Source organism: Pseudomonas sp. NFACC42-2 (genome assembly GCF_900116055.1).
In the GTDB taxonomy this organism is placed as follows: Bacteria; Pseudomonadota; Gammaproteobacteria; order Pseudomonadales; family Pseudomonadaceae; genus Aquipseudomonas; species Aquipseudomonas marginalis.
In genome coordinates, this window is record NZ_FOZO01000011.1 from 20,479 (window position 1) to 37,335 (window position 16,857).

The 16,857-nt window shown below is 62.5% G+C and carries 13 protein-coding genes; 8 read left to right on the forward strand and 5 right to left on the reverse strand.

The genetic code is table 11. From position 1 onward, the window contains the following. Nucleotides 1–37: 37 nt before the first annotated feature. A complete protein-coding gene (locus BM416_RS19425) occupies nt 38–1,054 on the reverse strand; it encodes an AraC family transcriptional regulator (protein WP_092489104.1) in 1,017 nt (338 codons plus the stop codon). Between the two features lie 168 nt (nt 1,055–1,222). On the opposite strand from BM416_RS19425, the gene efeU reads away from it, so the two are divergent. The 4 genes from efeU to efeO (BM416_RS19445) are packed head-to-tail and all read left to right on the forward strand — an operon-like array spanning nt 1,223 to nt 5,444. Beyond that, the gene (gene efeU / locus BM416_RS19430; RefSeq protein ID WP_092489105.1) at nt 1,223–2,068 is read left to right on the forward strand and encodes an iron uptake transporter permease EfeU; all 846 of its coding nucleotides are present in this window, start codon (nt 1,223–1,225) and stop codon (nt 2,066–2,068) included. A 10-nt stretch (nt 2,069–2,078) separates the two neighbouring features. Beyond that, nucleotides 2,079–3,281, forward strand: coding sequence for an iron uptake system protein EfeO (gene efeO, locus BM416_RS19435; RefSeq protein ID WP_092489106.1), 1,203 nt, complete (start codon nt 2,079–2,081; stop codon nt 3,279–3,281). A 14-nt stretch (nt 3,282–3,295) separates the two neighbouring features. Further along, the gene (efeB, locus tag BM416_RS19440; RefSeq protein ID WP_092489234.1) at nt 3,296–4,600 is read left to right on the forward strand and encodes an iron uptake transporter deferrochelatase/peroxidase subunit; all 1,305 of its coding nucleotides are present in this window, start codon (nt 3,296–3,298) and stop codon (nt 4,598–4,600) included. Between the two features lie 25 nt (nt 4,601–4,625). Beyond that, entirely contained in the window at nt 4,626–5,444 is an 819-nt protein-coding gene (gene efeO, locus BM416_RS19445) for an iron uptake system protein EfeO (RefSeq protein ID WP_092489107.1), read from the forward strand. 36 nt (nt 5,445–5,480) lie between these two features. On the opposite strand, the gene BM416_RS19450 is transcribed toward efeO (BM416_RS19445), so the two are convergent. Together BM416_RS19450 and pssA are read right to left on the reverse strand one after the other, a co-directional pair. Further along, nucleotides 5,481–9,083: a hypothetical protein gene (locus tag BM416_RS19450; protein ID WP_139237764.1), complete on the reverse strand. Its 3,603-nt coding sequence runs from the start codon at nt 9,081–9,083 to the stop codon at nt 5,481–5,483. Between the two features lie 155 nt (nt 9,084–9,238). Next, nucleotides 9,239–10,582: a CDP-diacylglycerol--serine O-phosphatidyltransferase gene (gene pssA, locus BM416_RS19455; protein ID WP_092359446.1), complete on the reverse strand. Its 1,344-nt coding sequence runs from the start codon at nt 10,580–10,582 to the stop codon at nt 9,239–9,241. Nucleotides 10,583–10,707: 125 nt separating this feature from the next. Here pssA and BM416_RS19460 point away from each other — a divergent pair, with 125 nt between their 5' ends. Both BM416_RS19460 and BM416_RS19465 read left to right on the forward strand, forming a co-directional pair. Beyond that, nucleotides 10,708–11,271, forward strand: a complete 564-nt coding sequence (locus tag BM416_RS19460) for a TetR/AcrR family transcriptional regulator (protein WP_092489109.1) — start codon at nt 10,708–10,710, stop codon at nt 11,269–11,271. A 54-nt stretch (nt 11,272–11,325) separates the two neighbouring features. After that, a complete protein-coding gene (locus BM416_RS19465) occupies nt 11,326–11,805 on the forward strand; it encodes a nuclear transport factor 2 family protein (protein WP_092489110.1) in 480 nt (159 codons plus the stop codon). A 42-nt stretch (nt 11,806–11,847) separates the two neighbouring features. Here the strand turns inward: BM416_RS19465 and BM416_RS19470 are convergent, their stop codons facing one another. Both BM416_RS19470 and BM416_RS19475 read right to left on the reverse strand, forming a co-directional pair. Beyond that, nucleotides 11,848–13,005: a PQQ-dependent sugar dehydrogenase gene (locus BM416_RS19470; protein WP_092489111.1), complete on the reverse strand. Its 1,158-nt coding sequence runs from the start codon at nt 13,003–13,005 to the stop codon at nt 11,848–11,850. A gap of 12 nt (nt 13,006–13,017) precedes the next feature. After that, nucleotides 13,018–13,332 (reverse strand): hypothetical protein, encoded by a 315-nt coding sequence (locus tag BM416_RS19475; protein ID WP_092489112.1) that lies wholly within the window; start codon nt 13,330–13,332, stop codon nt 13,018–13,020. A gap of 185 nt (nt 13,333–13,517) precedes the next feature. Here BM416_RS19475 and BM416_RS19480 point away from each other — a divergent pair, with 185 nt between their 5' ends. Then, the gene (locus tag BM416_RS19480) at nt 13,518–14,357 is read left to right on the forward strand and encodes a non-homologous end joining protein Ku (RefSeq protein WP_092489113.1); all 840 of its coding nucleotides are present in this window, start codon (nt 13,518–13,520) and stop codon (nt 14,355–14,357) included. 24 nt (nt 14,358–14,381) lie between these two features. After that, on the forward strand, nt 14,382–16,856 hold the full coding sequence (ligD, locus tag BM416_RS19485; RefSeq protein ID WP_092489235.1) for a DNA ligase D: 2,475 nt from the start codon (nt 14,382–14,384) through the stop codon (nt 16,854–16,856). Nucleotide 16,857 lies beyond the last annotated feature (1 nt).

Below are 16,857 nucleotides of genomic sequence, written 5' to 3' on the forward strand. Positions count from 1 at the left end.
CGGAAAAGTCCTGGCCGTCAGCAGTCCTATGCACTGCTCAACGAGGCTCCCCCAGAATCAAACTACGATAATGCCCAGGATTCGACCCGCTCCATTTACGAAACGCCTTATAAAACGAACTGGTATCGGCAAACCCCAACCGCGCCGCGATCTCGGCAAAGCTGATCTGCGGTTCGGCCAGCCACACAATCGCCAACTCCTTGCGCACGCTGTCCTTGAGTCCCTGGTAGCTCTGCCCTTCTTCCGCCAGGCGGCGGCGCAGCGTGGAAGCGGAGATACACAGCGTGGCCGCAAGGCCCTCGGTCTCAGGCCAGGTGTCGGGAGGCATTTGCCGCAGGTCGTGCTTGATGCGTGTAGCCAGGCTGTCGGGGTTGCGGTATTTGACCAGGATGTTGGCCGGCGCATGGGCGAGGAAGCGCTTGAGTTCTTCCGGGCTGCGCTTGATCGGCAGGTCGAGGCAGTCGGCGGAGAAGATCATGCGGGTGCGTGGCCGATCAAAACGCAGGTTGTCGGAAAACATCACCTGGTAGTCATCGCAAAAGTCCGGCTGCGGGCAGCGCAGTTCGATGGCCAGGATCGGGATGCGCCGGCCTGCCAGCCAGCAGGCGACGCCGTGCACGATCATCCAATAGGTGAAATAGGTGAATGCGCGCTTGGGCGCCGGCTCGGGTTCTTGCAACACGATTTCCGCCAGGCTCTGTTGGCGCACCAGCTGGGCCGGCAGGTGTTCCAGCATCAGCGAGAGGAACCCCAGGCCGGTGTGCAGGCCCGCTGCCACGCTGGGTTGTGCAATGGCGGCGCGACAGAGGAACTCCAGGCTACCGGACTTGAGCTTGCGCGGGTCCATGCCGAAGAACTCATCGTCCATGCGCCTGGCCAGCAGACGCCACAAACGGGCGTAGGCGGTGGCCGGAACGCGGGCCACGGGTTGTTCCAGCAATGCCGGATCGATCCCGACCTTGCTCAAGGCTTCGACGGTGGCCGGCCCCGGTGCGCAGCTCTGCAACAAGGCTTCGCGCACGAGATGGATGGAGATGGTGTCTTTTTCCGACATGGGAGATTGGGCAATCCGGCGGCACTCGAGATGCCGTGCATCATAAGGGGGGTTGCGATTCGCCACCACCGTTCAGCCATTGTTCAGCAAACGTCAAGTTTTCCTGTTTAGCAATGAGTATCATTATGTTACAACTTAGCTTCCTACCTACTTAAGCTGCGGTGCCCGATGCTTGTTCCCTTTTTAATCATGCTGCGCGAAGGCATTGAGGCCGCGCTGATCGTCGGCATCATCGCCAGTTACCTGCAACAAACCGGCCGCGGCCAGTGGATGCCCGCCGTGTGGATCGGCGTGTTCCTCGCCGCTGCCCTGGCCTTGCTGGTCGGCGGCGGCCTGGAACTGGTCAGTGCCGAGTTTCCGCAGAAACAGCAGGAATTGTTCGAAGGCATCGTCGGCCTGGTCGCCGTGGGCATCCTCAGCTCCATGGTGTTCTGGATGCGCAAGGTCGCGCGCTCCATCAAGCATTCGCTGCACGCCTCCCTTGATCAGGCGTTGACCGGCTCCAAACACCAGGTCACGGCGTTGATCCTCATGGTGTTCTTCGCCGTCGCTCGTGAAGGCCTGGAAACCGTGTTCTTCCTGCTGGCGGTGTTCCAACAGAGCGAGGGCCCAGGCGCACCGATTGGCGCGCTGCTCGGCCTGGTCCTGGCGATCATCGTCGGCTTCCTGATCTACACCGGCAGCATGCGCCTGAACCTCGGTGCGTTTTTCCGCTGGACCGGCCTGTTCATCCTCGTGGTCGCCGCCGGCATCCTCGCCAACTCGGTGCAAGCCCTGCACGAGGCGGGCGTGTGGAACCACTGGCAGACCGTGCTGTTCGATTTCAGCGCCGCATTGCCGATGGATAGCCCCCTGGGCTCAGTGCTGGCCGGCATGTTCGGCTACCAGGAAGCGCCGACCGTCAGCACCTTGGGCGCCTATCTGGTTTATCTGGTGGTGGCGCTGGTGATGTTTTTCCTGCCCGCGGCACCGGCCAAGCCCGCCGCCCGCCCTTCTTCCGTTTCCAGCCAGTAAGGACCGTCTCTTGTCCAACCCAACGCCTCAACCCGCTTCGCCCCCCCGCGCCCTGCGCTGGGCGGTAGCCGGCTCGGTGGTCGTGATGATCGCCGCCGGTGGCCTGTTCTATTACGCCTCCCAACTGGCGGCCAGCAAGCGCCAGACCAACCACGATGAAATCGCCGTGACCATCCATGGCCATGCCTGCGAGCCCAATGCACTGACGGTGCCGGCCGGCCGGGCGAGCTTTCGCATCATCAACCGCTCTGACCGGGCGGTGGAGTGGGAAATACTCGACGGCGTGCTGGTGGTCGAAGAGCGCGAAAACATCGCCCCGGGCCTGAGCCAGGTGATCAACGCGAACCTGTTGCCAGGCGACTATGCAATTACCTGCGGCCTGCTGAGCAACCCGCGCGGCACCCTGCATGTGACGCCGACGGCTGAGTCCGACGCCCAGGCCAAGGCCAAGCCGTCGATGGTGGCGTTTATCGGTCCGCTGTCGGAGTTTCGCGTGTACCTGAGCAGCCAGGGCAGTGCCCTGGTCAAGGCCGTGACCGCCCTGCAACAGGCGATCGACGCCGGTGACCTGGCCCAGGCGCAGACGCTGTACGTGCCGGCCCGTGAGGCTTACCAACGCCTGGCCCCGGCCTCGCAGCGCCTGGCCGAGCTGGACAACGCCATCAACGCCCGGGCCGATTATTTTGAAAAACGTGAGCAAGACCCGGCCTTCAGCGGCTTCCATCGCCTCGAATACAGCCTGTTCCAGCAACGCAGCCTTGATGGCCTGGGGCCGATTGCGCAGCGCCTGGTCACCGATGTCACCGGCCTCAAACAGCAGTTGCTGGCGCAGTCGCTGCCACCGGAACAACTGGTGAGCATCGTGGTGCGCAACCTCAACAGCCTGGCGGATGTACGCGCCATCAGCGGTGAAGAAGAACGCTACAGCCATGTCGACCTGAATGGTTTCGCCGCCAACCTGGAGGCCGCGCACAAGGTGATCGATCTGATGCGTCCGCTGCTGACCAAGTCCGCCGCCGACCTGCTGCCGACAGTCGACAGCGCCCTCGCCGCCTTCGATGCCGAGCTCCAGGGTTTCAAGCTCGACAAAGGCTACGCCACATACGACAGCGTTACCGCCGATCAGCGCAAGCAGATCGCCGACAAGGCCAAGGCTCTGGCCGCCGCACTCGATGGAATCGACCCCGCCCTTGGCCTTTCCGGCCTGCAGTGAAGACGACCGCACACATGAGTGATTCAGAACAGTTTTCAGCCCAACGTCGCCGTGTCCTCCTGGGCATGGCCGCCACCGGTGCCGCCATCGCCGGCAGCACCCTGACCTGCCCGGCCATGGCGGCCGCCGCAGAGCAAGTCACCACCGCACCGCGCAGTGACAAGACCCAGGACCACCACGATTTTTTCGGCCAGCACCAGAGCGGCATCGTCACCCCACGCCCGGCCTGCGGCATGGTCGTGGCGTTCGACGTCCTGGCCAGCGACCGCGAAGACCTGGAGCGCCTGTTCCGCACCTTGAACGAGCGCATCGGTTTCCTGATGACCGGCGGCACCGTGCCCCAGGTCGACCCGAAGCTGCCGCCCACCGATTCCGGCATCCTCGGCCCGGTGGTCACGCCGGATAACCTGACCATCACCGTGTCGGTCGGCGCATCGTTGTTCGATGAGCGCTTCGGCCTGGCCGCCGTCAAACCCAAGCGCCTGATCCGCATGGTGGGCTTCCCTAACGATGCGCTGGAACCGGCGCAGTGCCACGGCGACCTGAGCCTGCAATTCAGCTCCAACACCCCGGACACCAATATCCACGCCCTGCGCGACATCGTGAAGAACCTGCCCGACCTGCTGCTGGTGCGCTGGAAGCAGGAAGGCAGCGTGCCGCCCCAGGCACCGGCCAAGCCCGGCGAACCGGCACAAAGCGCGCGCAACTTCCTGGGTTTCCGCGACGGCTCGGCCAACCCGAACTCCAACGACAACAAGGCCATGGACCAGATTGTGTGGGTCCAACCCGGCAGCGACGAACCCAGTTGGGCGGCCCATGGCAGCTACCAGGCGGTGCGCATCATCCGCAACTTCGTTGAGCGCTGGGACCGCACGCCGCTGCAGGAGCAGGAAAGCATCATCGGCCGCGTGAAGACCAGCGGCGCCCCCATGGATGGCCAGAAAGAATCCCAGGTGCCCGACTACAGCAAGGACCCGGAAGGCAAGCTGACCAAGCTCGATGCCCATATCCGCCTGGCCAACCCGCGCACCCCTCAGACCCAGGCCAACCTGATCCTGCGTCGGCCGTTCAACTACTCCAACGGCGTCAATAAAAACGGTCAGCTGGACATGGGGCTGTTGTTCATCTGCTACCAGGCTGATCTGGAGAAAGGCTTTATCAGCGTGCAAACCCGGCTCAACGGCGAGCCCCTGGAGGAATACCTCAAGCCGGTCGGCGGCGGGTACTTCTTCACCTTGCCGGGGGTCAAGGGGCCCAAGGATTTCATCGGGCGCACGCTGCTCGCTGCAACGCCTGTTCAAACCACTGCCCACACCTAAAACAAACCAGAGCGGAACACGTCCCATGAAGAAGTCGACTATCGCGTTGTCGTTGTTAATGACCCTTTCGCCGCTGGCAGCGTTTGCCGCTACCGCGCCGTTGGACCTGGTAGGCCCGGTGTCGGACTACAAGATCTACGTCACCGAAGAAATCGGCGAGTTGGTCACCCAGACCCAGGCGTTCACCGACGCCATCAACCAAGGCGACCTGGCCACCGCCAAGAAGCTCTACGCGCCGACCCGCGTGCACTATGAGTCCATCGAACCGATCGCCGAGCTGTTCAGCGACCTCGACGCCTCGATCGACTCCCGTGTCGATGACCACGAAAAAGGCGTGACCGCCGAAGACTTCACCGGTTTCCACCGCATCGAATACGCGCTGTTCTCGCAGAACTCGACCAAGGGCCTGGAAGCCCTGACGGCCAAGCTCAACACCGACGTCAACGACCTGAAAACCCGTGTCGATGGCCTGACTTTCCCGCCGGAGAAAGTTGTCGGCGGTGCCGCAGCGTTGCTGGAAGAAGTCGCCGCCACCAAGATCTCCGGTGAAGAAGACCGCTACAGCCACACCGACCTGTATGACTTCCAGGGCAACATCGACGGCGCGAAGAAAATCGTCGACCTGTTCCGTGGCCAGATCGAGAAACAGGACAAGGCCTTCCTGGCCAAGGTCGACAAGAACTTCGCCAGCGTGGACAAGATCCTGGCCAAGTACAAGACCAAGGACGGCGGCTTCCAGACCTACGACAAGGTCAAGGAAAACGACCGCAAGGCGCTGGTGGGTCCGGTCAACACCCTGGCCGAAGACCTGTCGACCCTGCGCGGCAAGCTGGGCCTGAACTGATACGACCTCCCGCGCCTGACGCGGGAGGTCGTCGGCTCAACGGGTTGGTTGGAAGCCGTTCAGTGGCGTGCCAAAAGGCGCGCCGCTGCGCGGGTCAATCGCATACCAGCGGCCGTTGTATGGCGTGGCGTGCACGTCGACCTCCCGATAACGCCCCGCCTTGCCCGCTGTCGGTGTCACCACGGGCGCCTCCGCGCCGCTCGCCTGCCCGGCTGCAATCAGCAGATACGCACGCAACTTCTCCTCGGCGGTCACCAGATGTGGAACCGCCTTGCCCCACTTCATTGCGCCCCCTGCCAGCAACGCCGGCAGTTTTACCAGCCCCTTGGTCGCGGCATTGATCATCTGCGGGTAACCATCCAGCGGGTTCAGCGCCGCACTGGTAAACAAACCGGACTGCTTGATGAAGTCAAATGCTCGATCGCTGAAACTCGCTCCAGCTTTCACCTGGGGCACTGCAATCGCCGATGGCTTGAGTCGTGTAATAAGCTGGGTCAGGCGGCTGGGCACCAGGGCCCTGGCCGAGCGGATCAGCGCCCGGGCCTGGCTACCCGCACCAATGGCCACGCCGACTACATCCAGTGTCAGGTTGGCCAGACCTGCGCTGATATTGCCTTGTTTGAACTCCTGATACGCCCCCACGAACGGCACGAACCCCAATAGAAAGGCATGATCGCGTGCCCGCGCTTCACGGTGCTTCTCCAGCGGCAGTGACTCGCTTGCGCGTTGCAACATGCTTTCGGCGGGCTCGTAAAAGTTGTCCTGGGCGATCCTGTTGACGATGCTCGCTGTTTTTCGCGAGCTGTAGGTATCGGGGACGAACGATTCCGGCGTATGGCTGGGCGGTAATTCTCGCGCAGCAAATGCGCCGCCCAACGCCGACACGATCACCGCCTGGAACGCTGGGTTGGGATCAGGGCGGGAACCGTTGGCATAGGCGTCCAAATCAAGGTTCATCTGCGCGCCGCGCACCACCGGTAAATAGACCGAGCCATGGGGTGATGGAAAACCCTCGCGGCGAATGACGCCGTCGAGTTCCATCGCGTCGGGTAGATCCGTACGCTTGATGATCTTGCCGTTGGCGAACACCTCGAAATGCACGACCGTGGGTCCATGCTCAACGCGCATCAGGGTACCGTGGCGCGCCCTGCTGGCGTCTTTGAGTGCGTCGGTCTCCTTGGCCTGGATCTCCCCGGTTTCCCGGCGCAAGGTGAAAAGTTCGACCTTGCCCAGTTCCAGCAATTTGCGATCCTCCAGAGGCAACTCGGCAAACATCAGCTTAAGCTTGGTGGCGTACGCGTCCTGGAGCTTTTTCCGGTGCTGGAGCACCGAGTTTTCCAGCAACTTATCCAGCTCGGGCAGACGGCGAATACGTGTATCGAGCCTGGCCCGCGCCGCCTCGGTTACCTGGGGTGCCCGCGCGTGCTGGTAAGGCGTTTTCGCCGCCGCGGGGAAAGCAGGCATGTCGTCACTGAGCACCCACTTGCCCGGTACCAGGTCGCCGGTCATATAGGTCTCCACCAACGAGCGGGTGCGCGGTTCCGAGATCGGCAGGTTGCGACGATCTTCTGCACTGGCCACATGCACGGTCATGCCTTCCAGTTCGGCCTGGGTGATACCAGGGAACACGCGCAGCAATTCCTTGATCGCCAGCGCCTTGCGCGTCGGCAGTTCGCTGCCCGCAGCCGTGAAGGCGGTGGCGACGTCTTCGCGCTGGCGGAAAAATACCCGCGCAGCCTCCTGGATATCCCCCGGCGAGTATTCACCGTCACTGCGCTGCCTGATACAGCCGTTCAACACCCCCCAATCCGCGATGACTTTCAAAGCATTGAGTTGCATCAGCGTCGCCTGCGCGTCACTGACGGGTTCCAGGGTGGTCAAGTCGGTGACCTGCTGTTCATTCATCATCCTCGACGTCCCTGGCGCATTGTGATCGGCCAATGCGCAGCCCAGGCGCAGCTCCATCCAGGCCGGCGTGCCGATACTCACGGACTCGGGCACATCGCGCACGAGCATTTCCGGCGCCGCCTGCGCCAGGCACACGTGGGCAGCCAACACCGCCAGCTTGGGTTCCAGGCCTTTGTTGTGCTGAAGGTGGCGCTCGATATCACGGCGTACCTGACTGAACGAGCGCCCCATGTTCGTTGGCTGGTAGATCGAATAGCCAGCCACTTCCCCGGGCTTATCGGACATCGAGGGATCGACGTGCAGCTTGATCGCGGCGGTTACCAGTTGCTGGAGCAGCGTCCTGGGCAGCGTCGAGGTATCGCCTTGGCCCACCTGCCAGCGCAGCGCGCCAGCCATTTGCTCGCCGAACGCCAAGGCATCCGGGCTGTCCAGCAGCCTGTCCAGGTGAGCCTGCGGGTCGGCCTGCAACGCCTGCAATGTGACCCCGGACAATGCGCTGAACCCACGAGCCAGGGGACCGCGCAGGCGGATGTCGGCCATGGTACCCATGTGCTTTTGATCGTCTGCGGTCAAGGTGCCCGGCTTCCAGTCCTGGCTCAACAGCGCGCCGTAGTCTCCCAATGGCGGCGGCGTTGGCAAGGCAGTGCGCAACCAGGCAACCAGGTTGCGCGTTTCACCCACAGTACGCGCCGAGCCCAAGCCCTTGAAGTCCAGGAGCTGGCGCATGTCGTAGCGTGGCGTCGAGTACAGGGCGTTGCCCAACGGCACGCTGAGCGCCGCCAGTGCCACGAGCTCATCGTTCAGTTCCGGGACGGCTTCCACATAGCGGGTCAGATTCACCCAACCGCCTACCGGACTCAGGCGCTCAAGCCTGCCTTCAGACACCCTGAATGGCGCACCGGCCCAGGCGAAGCCCTCCTGCTCCAGCAGGCGAACCATTTGCGGGCACGTGACAAACCGCTGCAAACGCTCCATCGCAGCCTGGCTATGCCGGGGCAATGGCGATGCCGGTGAAAGCTCGGTCTCATGACCCGACCAGTCCGTACGCGCAGTGTCCGGCAGATCTTCAAGTTCTGCTTCAAGGCGATCGGCCAGGGCAAGGCGCTCCTCCAGTTCGCTGATCACTTGCCAGGTCTGCTCAAGGTTGCCGGCAGAGATCTGGCCGGCCACTTGGCACGGCAGCCACAATGCGTCGCCTGGCCCGATAAAAGGCACCCCCTGGTCCGAGGGGTCCAGCAGTTCTCGAATCGGCCTCAGGGTGCGGGACACTTCGTTCCAGCCGGAGTTATCGGTCAGGCTGAATCTGACGGCGCTGCGTACACCATTATGGTTGGCGTAGCCCTCGATATGATCGCGGTGAAAGGTCAGGGTCGCAGGTTCAAGGCGCTGCTCGGCAATCCACTGTTGCAACGCCGGCCGGTTCAGCAGGTGTTGGTACAAGCGCGTTGCCAGGCCCGGACGGCTGTCCGGCGGCACCTCGACCATCGTGTAGCCGCTGCTTTCAGCGGCGGCAACGCGCTCAGCCAACTGAGCGTCGGCGGCGGCAGTGCGCGCCTGATCCCGGGGAGGCAGTTGCGTCCACGGGCCAGGCGCGGCCGGCGTTGCATCGGCAGTGGATCGCCGCCTGCGCAGGGTGGGTGGTTGAGTCGGTATGGGATCAGGCGCAGCAGGCACAGCGCTGGGTGGGGTGGGAAACTCCGGAACGGATGGGCGGCTGTGAGGCAGTAGCATCAACATAGTCATCGCTCTCTCGGATGAGTCCATTAAGAATGGATCCGTCCATCCGTGAACGGTGAGAGGCAATCTAAAGACGCTTATCCCAGGCTGGATATAGGAACTGTCCGATACCCTCTACGATTGCATTGCTGATGATTTCACAAGGCGGCTTAAAGGATTCGGTACAGCAATCGCTCAATCCTCACCCGGCTGACGCGGCGCAGGAACTTGCCCACCGCCTGCGGATAATCCACCAGGGTTTGCAAGTCCTGGTAACGCTCGATCCGCGTGGTGTGCTGGAAGATCTGCGCCAGCTCCGTGCGTCGCGGCTCCAGCCACTGGCCTTGGGGGTCATCGACGAGCAAGGCGTTTTCCAGGTCGAGACGAAACGCCCGTGGGTTGAGGTTGTTGCCGGTGAGCAAGGTGTAGCGCTGATCGACCCACATGCCCTTGAGGTGGTAGGTGTTGTCGCCGTCGCGCCACAGGTGCAGGTTCAACTGGCCGCTGTCGATCACCGGTTGATGACGCTTGGCAAAGCGGCGCAGGCTGATTTCATACAGGTACGGCAGTGCCGAGATCACCTTGAAGGGTTCGCTGGGCGGGATGTAGAAATCGTTGGCGGTCTTGTCGCCGACGATGATGTCGACCTTCACCCCACGCGCCAGGGCGCGGTTGATCTCCCGGGTCACCGGCAGCGGCAGGTTGAAGTACGGCGTACAGATGGTCAGTTGGTGCTGGGCGCTGGCGATCAGTTCGAGGATCACGCGGTTCAACGGGTTGTTCTTGCCCACGCCGAGCAACGGGCTGACAGACAGGTGGCCGTTGGGCAACTGCCCTGCCGTGGTGTCGTAGGCCGCATGCTTGAGACGGCTGCGCAGGTCGCCGATGTCGTTGCGCAGGCTGCGGGTGGTCGGCGGGTTGGGCAAGTCGAGGCGGTGCACGGCCTTGGAGGCCACCAGGCCGTGTTCCACCAAATGCTGCATGGAATCCGCCAGGGGCTGGCTGTGGATCAGGTGGTAACGGTCGAAGCGGTATTTATCGAACTTGTGCAGGTACACGTTGTTCAGGCTGGCACCGCTGTACAACACGCTGTCATCGATCACGAAGCCCTTGAGGTGCAGCACGCCGAACAGCTCGCGGGTTTGCACCGGTACGCCGTACACCGGCACTTCACTGGCATGGCGCTGCGTCATGGCCTGGTACCAGGCGCTGTTGCCCGGTTGCTTGCCGGCGCCGATCAGCCCGCGCTGGGCGCGCAGCCAGTCGACCACCACCACGATGTCCAGCTCCGGCCGTGCGGCCTTGGCGGCGTGCAGGGCGTCGTAGATCTCCTGCCCTGCCTCGTCCTGCTGCAGGTACAACGCGACGATGTAGATGCGGCGGGTGGCCGTGGCGATGTTCTCCAGCAGGCAGCGACGGAAAGCGTCAGCGCCGGACAGCACGTCAATGGCGTCGGGTGTCAGGGGAAAACCGCGCAGTTTGGGCAACAGGGAGCGTTTGAAGAACGACGGCATAAGGCTCGCAATGGGTCGAATCCGAAGAGGCCCCGAGCTTACACCATGGGGGTGCTCAGGTCTCGCAGTGGCAGAGAGTAAAATTTATCTTGACCAAGAAGAACGATCGTTCTACTTTTGCAGCCATGAACGATATGACCCATAACGAAACACGCGACATTATCCTCGACGTCACCGAGAAGTTGATCTATCGCCACGGCATCGCCGCCACCGGCATGGACTTCCTGGTGAAAACCGCCGGCGTCTCGCGAAAAAGTATTTACCGTTACTTCGCCAATAAAGATGAGCTGGTGATCGCGGCCCTGCAGCGCCGTGACGAGCGCTGGATGCACTGGCTGCGCGCCGAAGTGGAGCACGTCGATGGCAGCGGCGCACGCTTGCTCGCGCTGTTCGACGCGCTCAAGGCCTGGTTTGGCTCGGCGGATTTTCGCGGCTGCGCCTTTATCAACACCAGTGGTGAAACCGGCGACCCGCACGACCCGGTCCGCCTGCTGGCCAAGGCCCATAAACAGAAACTGTTCGAGTACGCACTCGAACTGTGCCAAGCACATGGTACCCCCGACCCCGAACGGCAGGCCGCGCAACTGCTGATCCTGATCGATGGCGCCATTACCGTTGCCCTGGTCATGGGTGATTCAACAGCTGCCGATAATGCGCAATGCATGGCGCGAACGTTATTGGGACTGTGAACGCACCCGCCTGGCAACTTTCGATAACGCTGTATGGTTTTGAGGAGCCGCCTGATGTCATCTACCGCAGAAACACGTCCGCCCTTGCCGCCCTTTACCCGTGAATCGGCAATTGAAAAAGTGCGCCTGGCCGAAGACGGCTGGAATTCCCGCGACCCGCACCGGGTATCGCTGGCTTATACCCTGGACACGCAATGGCGTAACCGTGCCGAATTCGCCCATGACCGCGAAGAGGCCAAGGGCTTTCTCACGCGCAAATGGGCCAGGGAGCTGGATTATCGGCTGATCAAGGAGCTATGGGCCTTTACCGGCAACCGCATCGCCGTGCGCTATGCCTACGAATGGCACGACGACTCGGGTAACTGGTTCCGCTCCTATGGCAATGAGAACTGGGAGTTCGACGAGAATGGCCTGATGGCCAATCGTTTTGCCTGCATCAACGACCTGCCGATCAAGGAGAGCGAACGCAAGTTCCACTGGCCGCTGGGACGGCGCCCGGATGATCATCCGGGGTTGTCCGAACTCGGGCTTTGACTGAAGCCGCAAGCTTGAAACTTCAAGCTTGCGGCTCATTGCTCAATCCTGATTGAGGCCCACTCGATACAGCACGCCATCGTCCTCATCCGTCAGCACATACAGAAAGCCATCCGGCCCCTGCCGCACATCGCGAATACGTGCCTTCAAGCCGCCCAGCAAGCGCTCCTCATGGATGATCTTGTCGCCATCGAACTGCAGACGAATCAGTTCCTGGCTGGCCAGCGCACCGATGAACACGTTGTGCTGCCACGCCTTGAACCGGTCGGCGTCGTAGAAGGCCATGCCACTGATAGCCGGTGATTTCTCCCACACATGGTGGGGCGCCACGGTGCCTTCTGCGGTCTTGCCCTTGGCCTCGGGAATCGGTGTCAGCGAATAGTTGATGCCGTGAGTCGCCAACGGCCAGCCGTAGTTCTTGCCGCGCTCGATAATGTTGATTTCATCACCGCCGCGCGGCCCGTGTTCGTTTTCCCAGAGCGTGCCACTCCATGGGTTCAGCGCCAGCCCTTGGGGATTGCGCTGGCCGTAGGACCAGATCTCGGGACGTACCCCGGCTTGACCGACAAACGGGTTGTCATCGGGCACGCGGCCATCCGGGTAGATCCGTACGACTTTGCCCTGCAGCTTGTCCAGGTCCTGGGCGGTCGGACGGTCGTTGTTTTCCCCCAGGGTCACGAACAGGTAGCCATCGCGGTCGAAGGCCAGGCGCGAGCCGAAGTGGTTGCCGGTGGAGAGTTTCGGCTCCTGGCGCAGGATCACGTTGAAATCGGTCAAGCCACTCAGGTCCGGCGCCAGGCGCCCGCGCCCCACTGCGGTGCCGGCCGTACCGCCCTTGCCACCGCCTTCGGCGTACGTCAGGTAGACCATGCGGTCCTGCTTGAAGTCCGGCGACAGCACCACATCGAGCAAACCGCCCTGCCCCTTGGCCCACACCTCGGGCACGCCGGTCAACGGCGCAGACAGCTTGCCGTCCGGACTGACAAAGCGCAGGCGCCCCGGACGCTCGGTCACCAGGAACCCTTGCTGGTCGGGTAGGAACGCCACGGCCCACGGGTGGTCGAGGCCTTTGGCGATCGGGGTCGCGGTGATGCTGCCTTGTTCACTGGGGAACTGCTGCCCGTCGGCGGCATAAACGGCCGTCTGCGCAAGCAGCGTGGTGGCGCACAGGGTGGCGAGCAGGGTTTTGCGTATCAACATAAGACAGCGTCCTTACCGGCGATTGCCGTTGGCATCATAGGTGGGGGCTTTGGCGTCGGTGGCTGGACGGCTGGGGGCCGCATCGCGTTGCGGGTAGCGATTGCCGATACCACCGTTTTCCAGGGTCGGTGCGCGCGGCGTCGGCACGGTCTGAATACCACGCACCGCCGGTGTATTGGGCTGGGTGCCCTGCATGCTGTTGGGATTGGCCCGGTGGATCGGGCCGGTATTGGAATCGCTTCTACCGGGCAGGTTTTGCGCGAGGGCAACTGGCCCAAGTGCCAGGCCCAACACCAGCACCGCGAGATGACGCACACAGCTGTTCATGACAAAGCCTCTCTGGGGGCGAGGAGTACGTGCTTTCGATACCACGCTACGCCCTGGGTTCGGCTTTCGTAACTAAATAGTTTCTCATCAGGTGTAACACGATCTGTCCGCGCATCTGCCCGGGGAAACTTTTCACGCAGCCTTCGAGTCACCAGAACACAGCTTCTTGTTAAGGAATCGCACGTATGCCACGGGCAATTTGGAAAGGCGCCATCAGTTTCGGCCTGGTTCATATTCCGGTATCGCTGGTCTCGGCCACGTCCGCCCAGGGCGTGGATTTCGACTGGCTGGACAAGCGCAGCATGGACCCGGTGGGCTACAAACGCATCAACAAGACCACCGGCAAGGAGGTCTCCAAGGAGAATATCGTCAAGGGCGTGGCGTTTGAGAAAGGCCGCTATGTGGTACTCAGCGAAGACGAGATCCGCTCGGCCCACCCCAAGTCGACCCAGACTATCGAGATCATCGCGTTCGTCGCCAGCGACCAGATTCCGTTGCAGAACATCGACACGCCCTACTTCCTGGCTCCGGATAAACGCGGTGGCAAGGTCTACGCACTGTTGCGCGAAACCTTGAAGAAAACCCGCAAGGTCGCCCTGGCCAATGTGGTGTTGCACACCAAGCAACATCTGGCGGCACTAATGCCCCTGGAGTCGGCGCTGGTGCTGGTGATGCTGCGCTGGCCGGCTGAAGTGCGCAGCCTGGATGAATTGGAACTGCCCAGCGATGTGACCAAACCCAGCCTGGCCAAGGGCGAACTGGACATGGCCAAGCGTCTGGTGGAAGACATGAGCGCAGACTGGCAGCCCGAGAGCTATCGCGACAGTTTCCAGGAAAAAATCATGGCGCTGGTGGCGAAGAAAGCCAAGGCCGGCAAGATCGAAGACGTCGAATCCCAGGAAGGCAGCGACGAGCGCAAGTCCGCCGATGTGATCGATTTGACCGAGCTGCTCAAGCGCAGCCTGGCGGGCAAGCCGGCGACGAAAAAACCGGCCGCGAAAAAATCCACCAAAAAGGCCTCTTGAGCCTGCCCTATGCGGGAGAACCACATGGCCAAGCCCCTGAGCGAATACAACCGTAAACGCGATTTCGAGGTCACCGCCGAGCCATCAGGCCGCGCACCGGGTCGTAAGCCCAAGGCATCGGCCCTGAGCTTCGTGATCCAGAAGCACGACGCGCGCAACCTGCACTATGACTTCCGTCTGGAGCTTGACGGGGTGCTGCTCAGTTGGGCAGTGCCCAAGGGGCCGAGCCTGGACCCGAGCCAGAAACGCCTGGCCGTGCACGTTGAAGATCATCCCCTCAGCTATGGCGGTTTCGAGGGCAGCATCCCGGCCGGCCAGTACGGCGCCGGCGATGTGATCGTGTGGGACCGCGGCATCTGGCAACCCCATGACGACCCGCACAAGGCCTACGCCGCCGGCAAACTCAAATTTACCCTGGTCGGTGAAAAGCTCTCCGGTGACTGGGCGCTGGTACGTACGCGCCTCAAGGGCAGCGGCGACAAGGAGCAGTGGCTGCTGATCAAGGAAAAAGACCAGCAGGCCCGCCCCGCCACCGAATACGATATCGTCCAGGCCCAGCCAAAGAGTGTCCTCAGTGACGCCTCGGTCGGCGAACCCAAGGCCAAGCCTCGCGCCAAACCACAGAAGCGGGCAACCGCCCTCCCCGAACAATTCGCCCCGCAACTGGCAACCCTGGTAGACCGCGCGCCCGAAGGCGACTGGCACTACGAGATCAAGTTCGATGGTTACCGCATGCTCGCCTGCATCCGCGACGGCGAGGTACGCCTGTTTACCCGCAATGGCCATGACTGGACCGAGCGCCTGCCACGCCAGGTCAAGGCCCTGCAGGCCCTGAAGCTCAAGGACAGCTGGCTCGATGGCGAGATGGTCAGCCTCAATGACGACGGCCTGCCGGACTTCCAGGCGCTGCAAAATGCCTTTGATATCGGCCGCAGCCTGGACATCGTCTACTACCTGTTCGACGCGCCGTTTTTAAACGGCAGCGATCAGCGCCAGGCGCCACTGGAGGAACGTCGCGCCGCGCTCAAAGACGCCTTGTCCGGCAGCCGCAGCAAGCTGCTGCGTTTTTCCGAAGCATTTGCCGCCAACCAGCGCGATATCGTCGAAAGCGCATGCGAGCTGGCGTTGGAAGGCGTGATCGGCAAGCGTAAGGGCAGCCCCTACGTCTCCAGTCGAAGTACCGACTGGATCAAACTCAAATGCCGCCTGCGCCAGGAGTTCGTGATCGTCGGCTACACACGCCCCCAGGGCTCACGCAGCGGTTTTGGTGCGCTGCTGCTGGCCGTCCATGCCGATGGCGCGTTGGTCTATGCCGGGCGCGTGGGCACCGGGTTCGACCAGGCCTCACTGAAAAATATCCATGCCCGCCTCAAGCCTTTGGAACGCACGGCGTCGCCCCTGGCAAAACCGCTTACCGGCGCCCAGGCGCGCGGCGTGCATTGGGTGGAGCCGACACTGGTGGGCGAGGTGCAGTTTGCCCAATGGACCCGAGAGGGCGTGGTACGCCAGGCAGCGTTTGTGGGGTTGCGCACGGACAAACCCGCCGCGCAGATCATTCAGGAGCAGCCCCGCGCGGCCAAAACCCTGAAAGCACCGGCGGCCCGCAAGGCCAGCGGGGTGACGATCACGCACCCCGACCGCATCATCGACCCGCAAAGCGGCACGCAGAAACAGCAATTGGCGCAGTTCTACGAAGGCATCAGCGAATGGATCCTACCCTTCCTGCGCCATCGCCCCGTGTCCCTGCTCAGAGCTCCGGAAGGCATCGAGGGCGAGCAGTTCTTCCAGAAGCACTCGGAGCGCCTGGCGATTCCGAACATCAAGCAACTGGACCCGGCACTGGACCCGGGCCATGCGCGCCTGATGGAGATCGACACGACGAAAGCGCTGATTGGGGCCGTGCAGATGGGCACCCTCGAACTGCATACCTGGGGCGCCACCTCGGACAAGATCGAAACCCCGGACCTGTTTGTGCTGGACCTTGACCCGGACCCGGCGCTGCCCTGGAAAACCATGCTGGAAGCCGCTCAGCTCACCTTGTCGGTACTCGACGAGCTGGGGTTGGAAGCCTTCGTCAAGACCAGCGGCGGCAAAGGCTTGCACCTGGTCATACCGTTGGCGCGGCGGGATGGCTGGGACAGCGTAAAGGCCTTTGCCAAGGCCATTGCCCAATTCATGACCGAGCAACTGCCCGAGCGCTTCACCGCCACCTCCGGGCCGAAAAACCGTGTAGGCAAGATCTTTATCGATTACCTGCGCAATGCACGAGGCGCGAGCACCGTGGCCGCTTATTCGGTGCGCGCACGCCCTGGGCTGCCGGTGTCGGTGCCGGTCAGTCGCGAGGAATTGAAGGGATTGCGCGGCGCTCAGCAATGGACGGTGGCCAACCTGCAACAACGCTTGCACGGGCTGAAGGTTGATCCTTGGGCCGGCTACGCCAATCGGCAGAAGATCAATAAAAAAATGTGGGAAAAGTTGGGCGCAAAGCCACCGGAGTGAC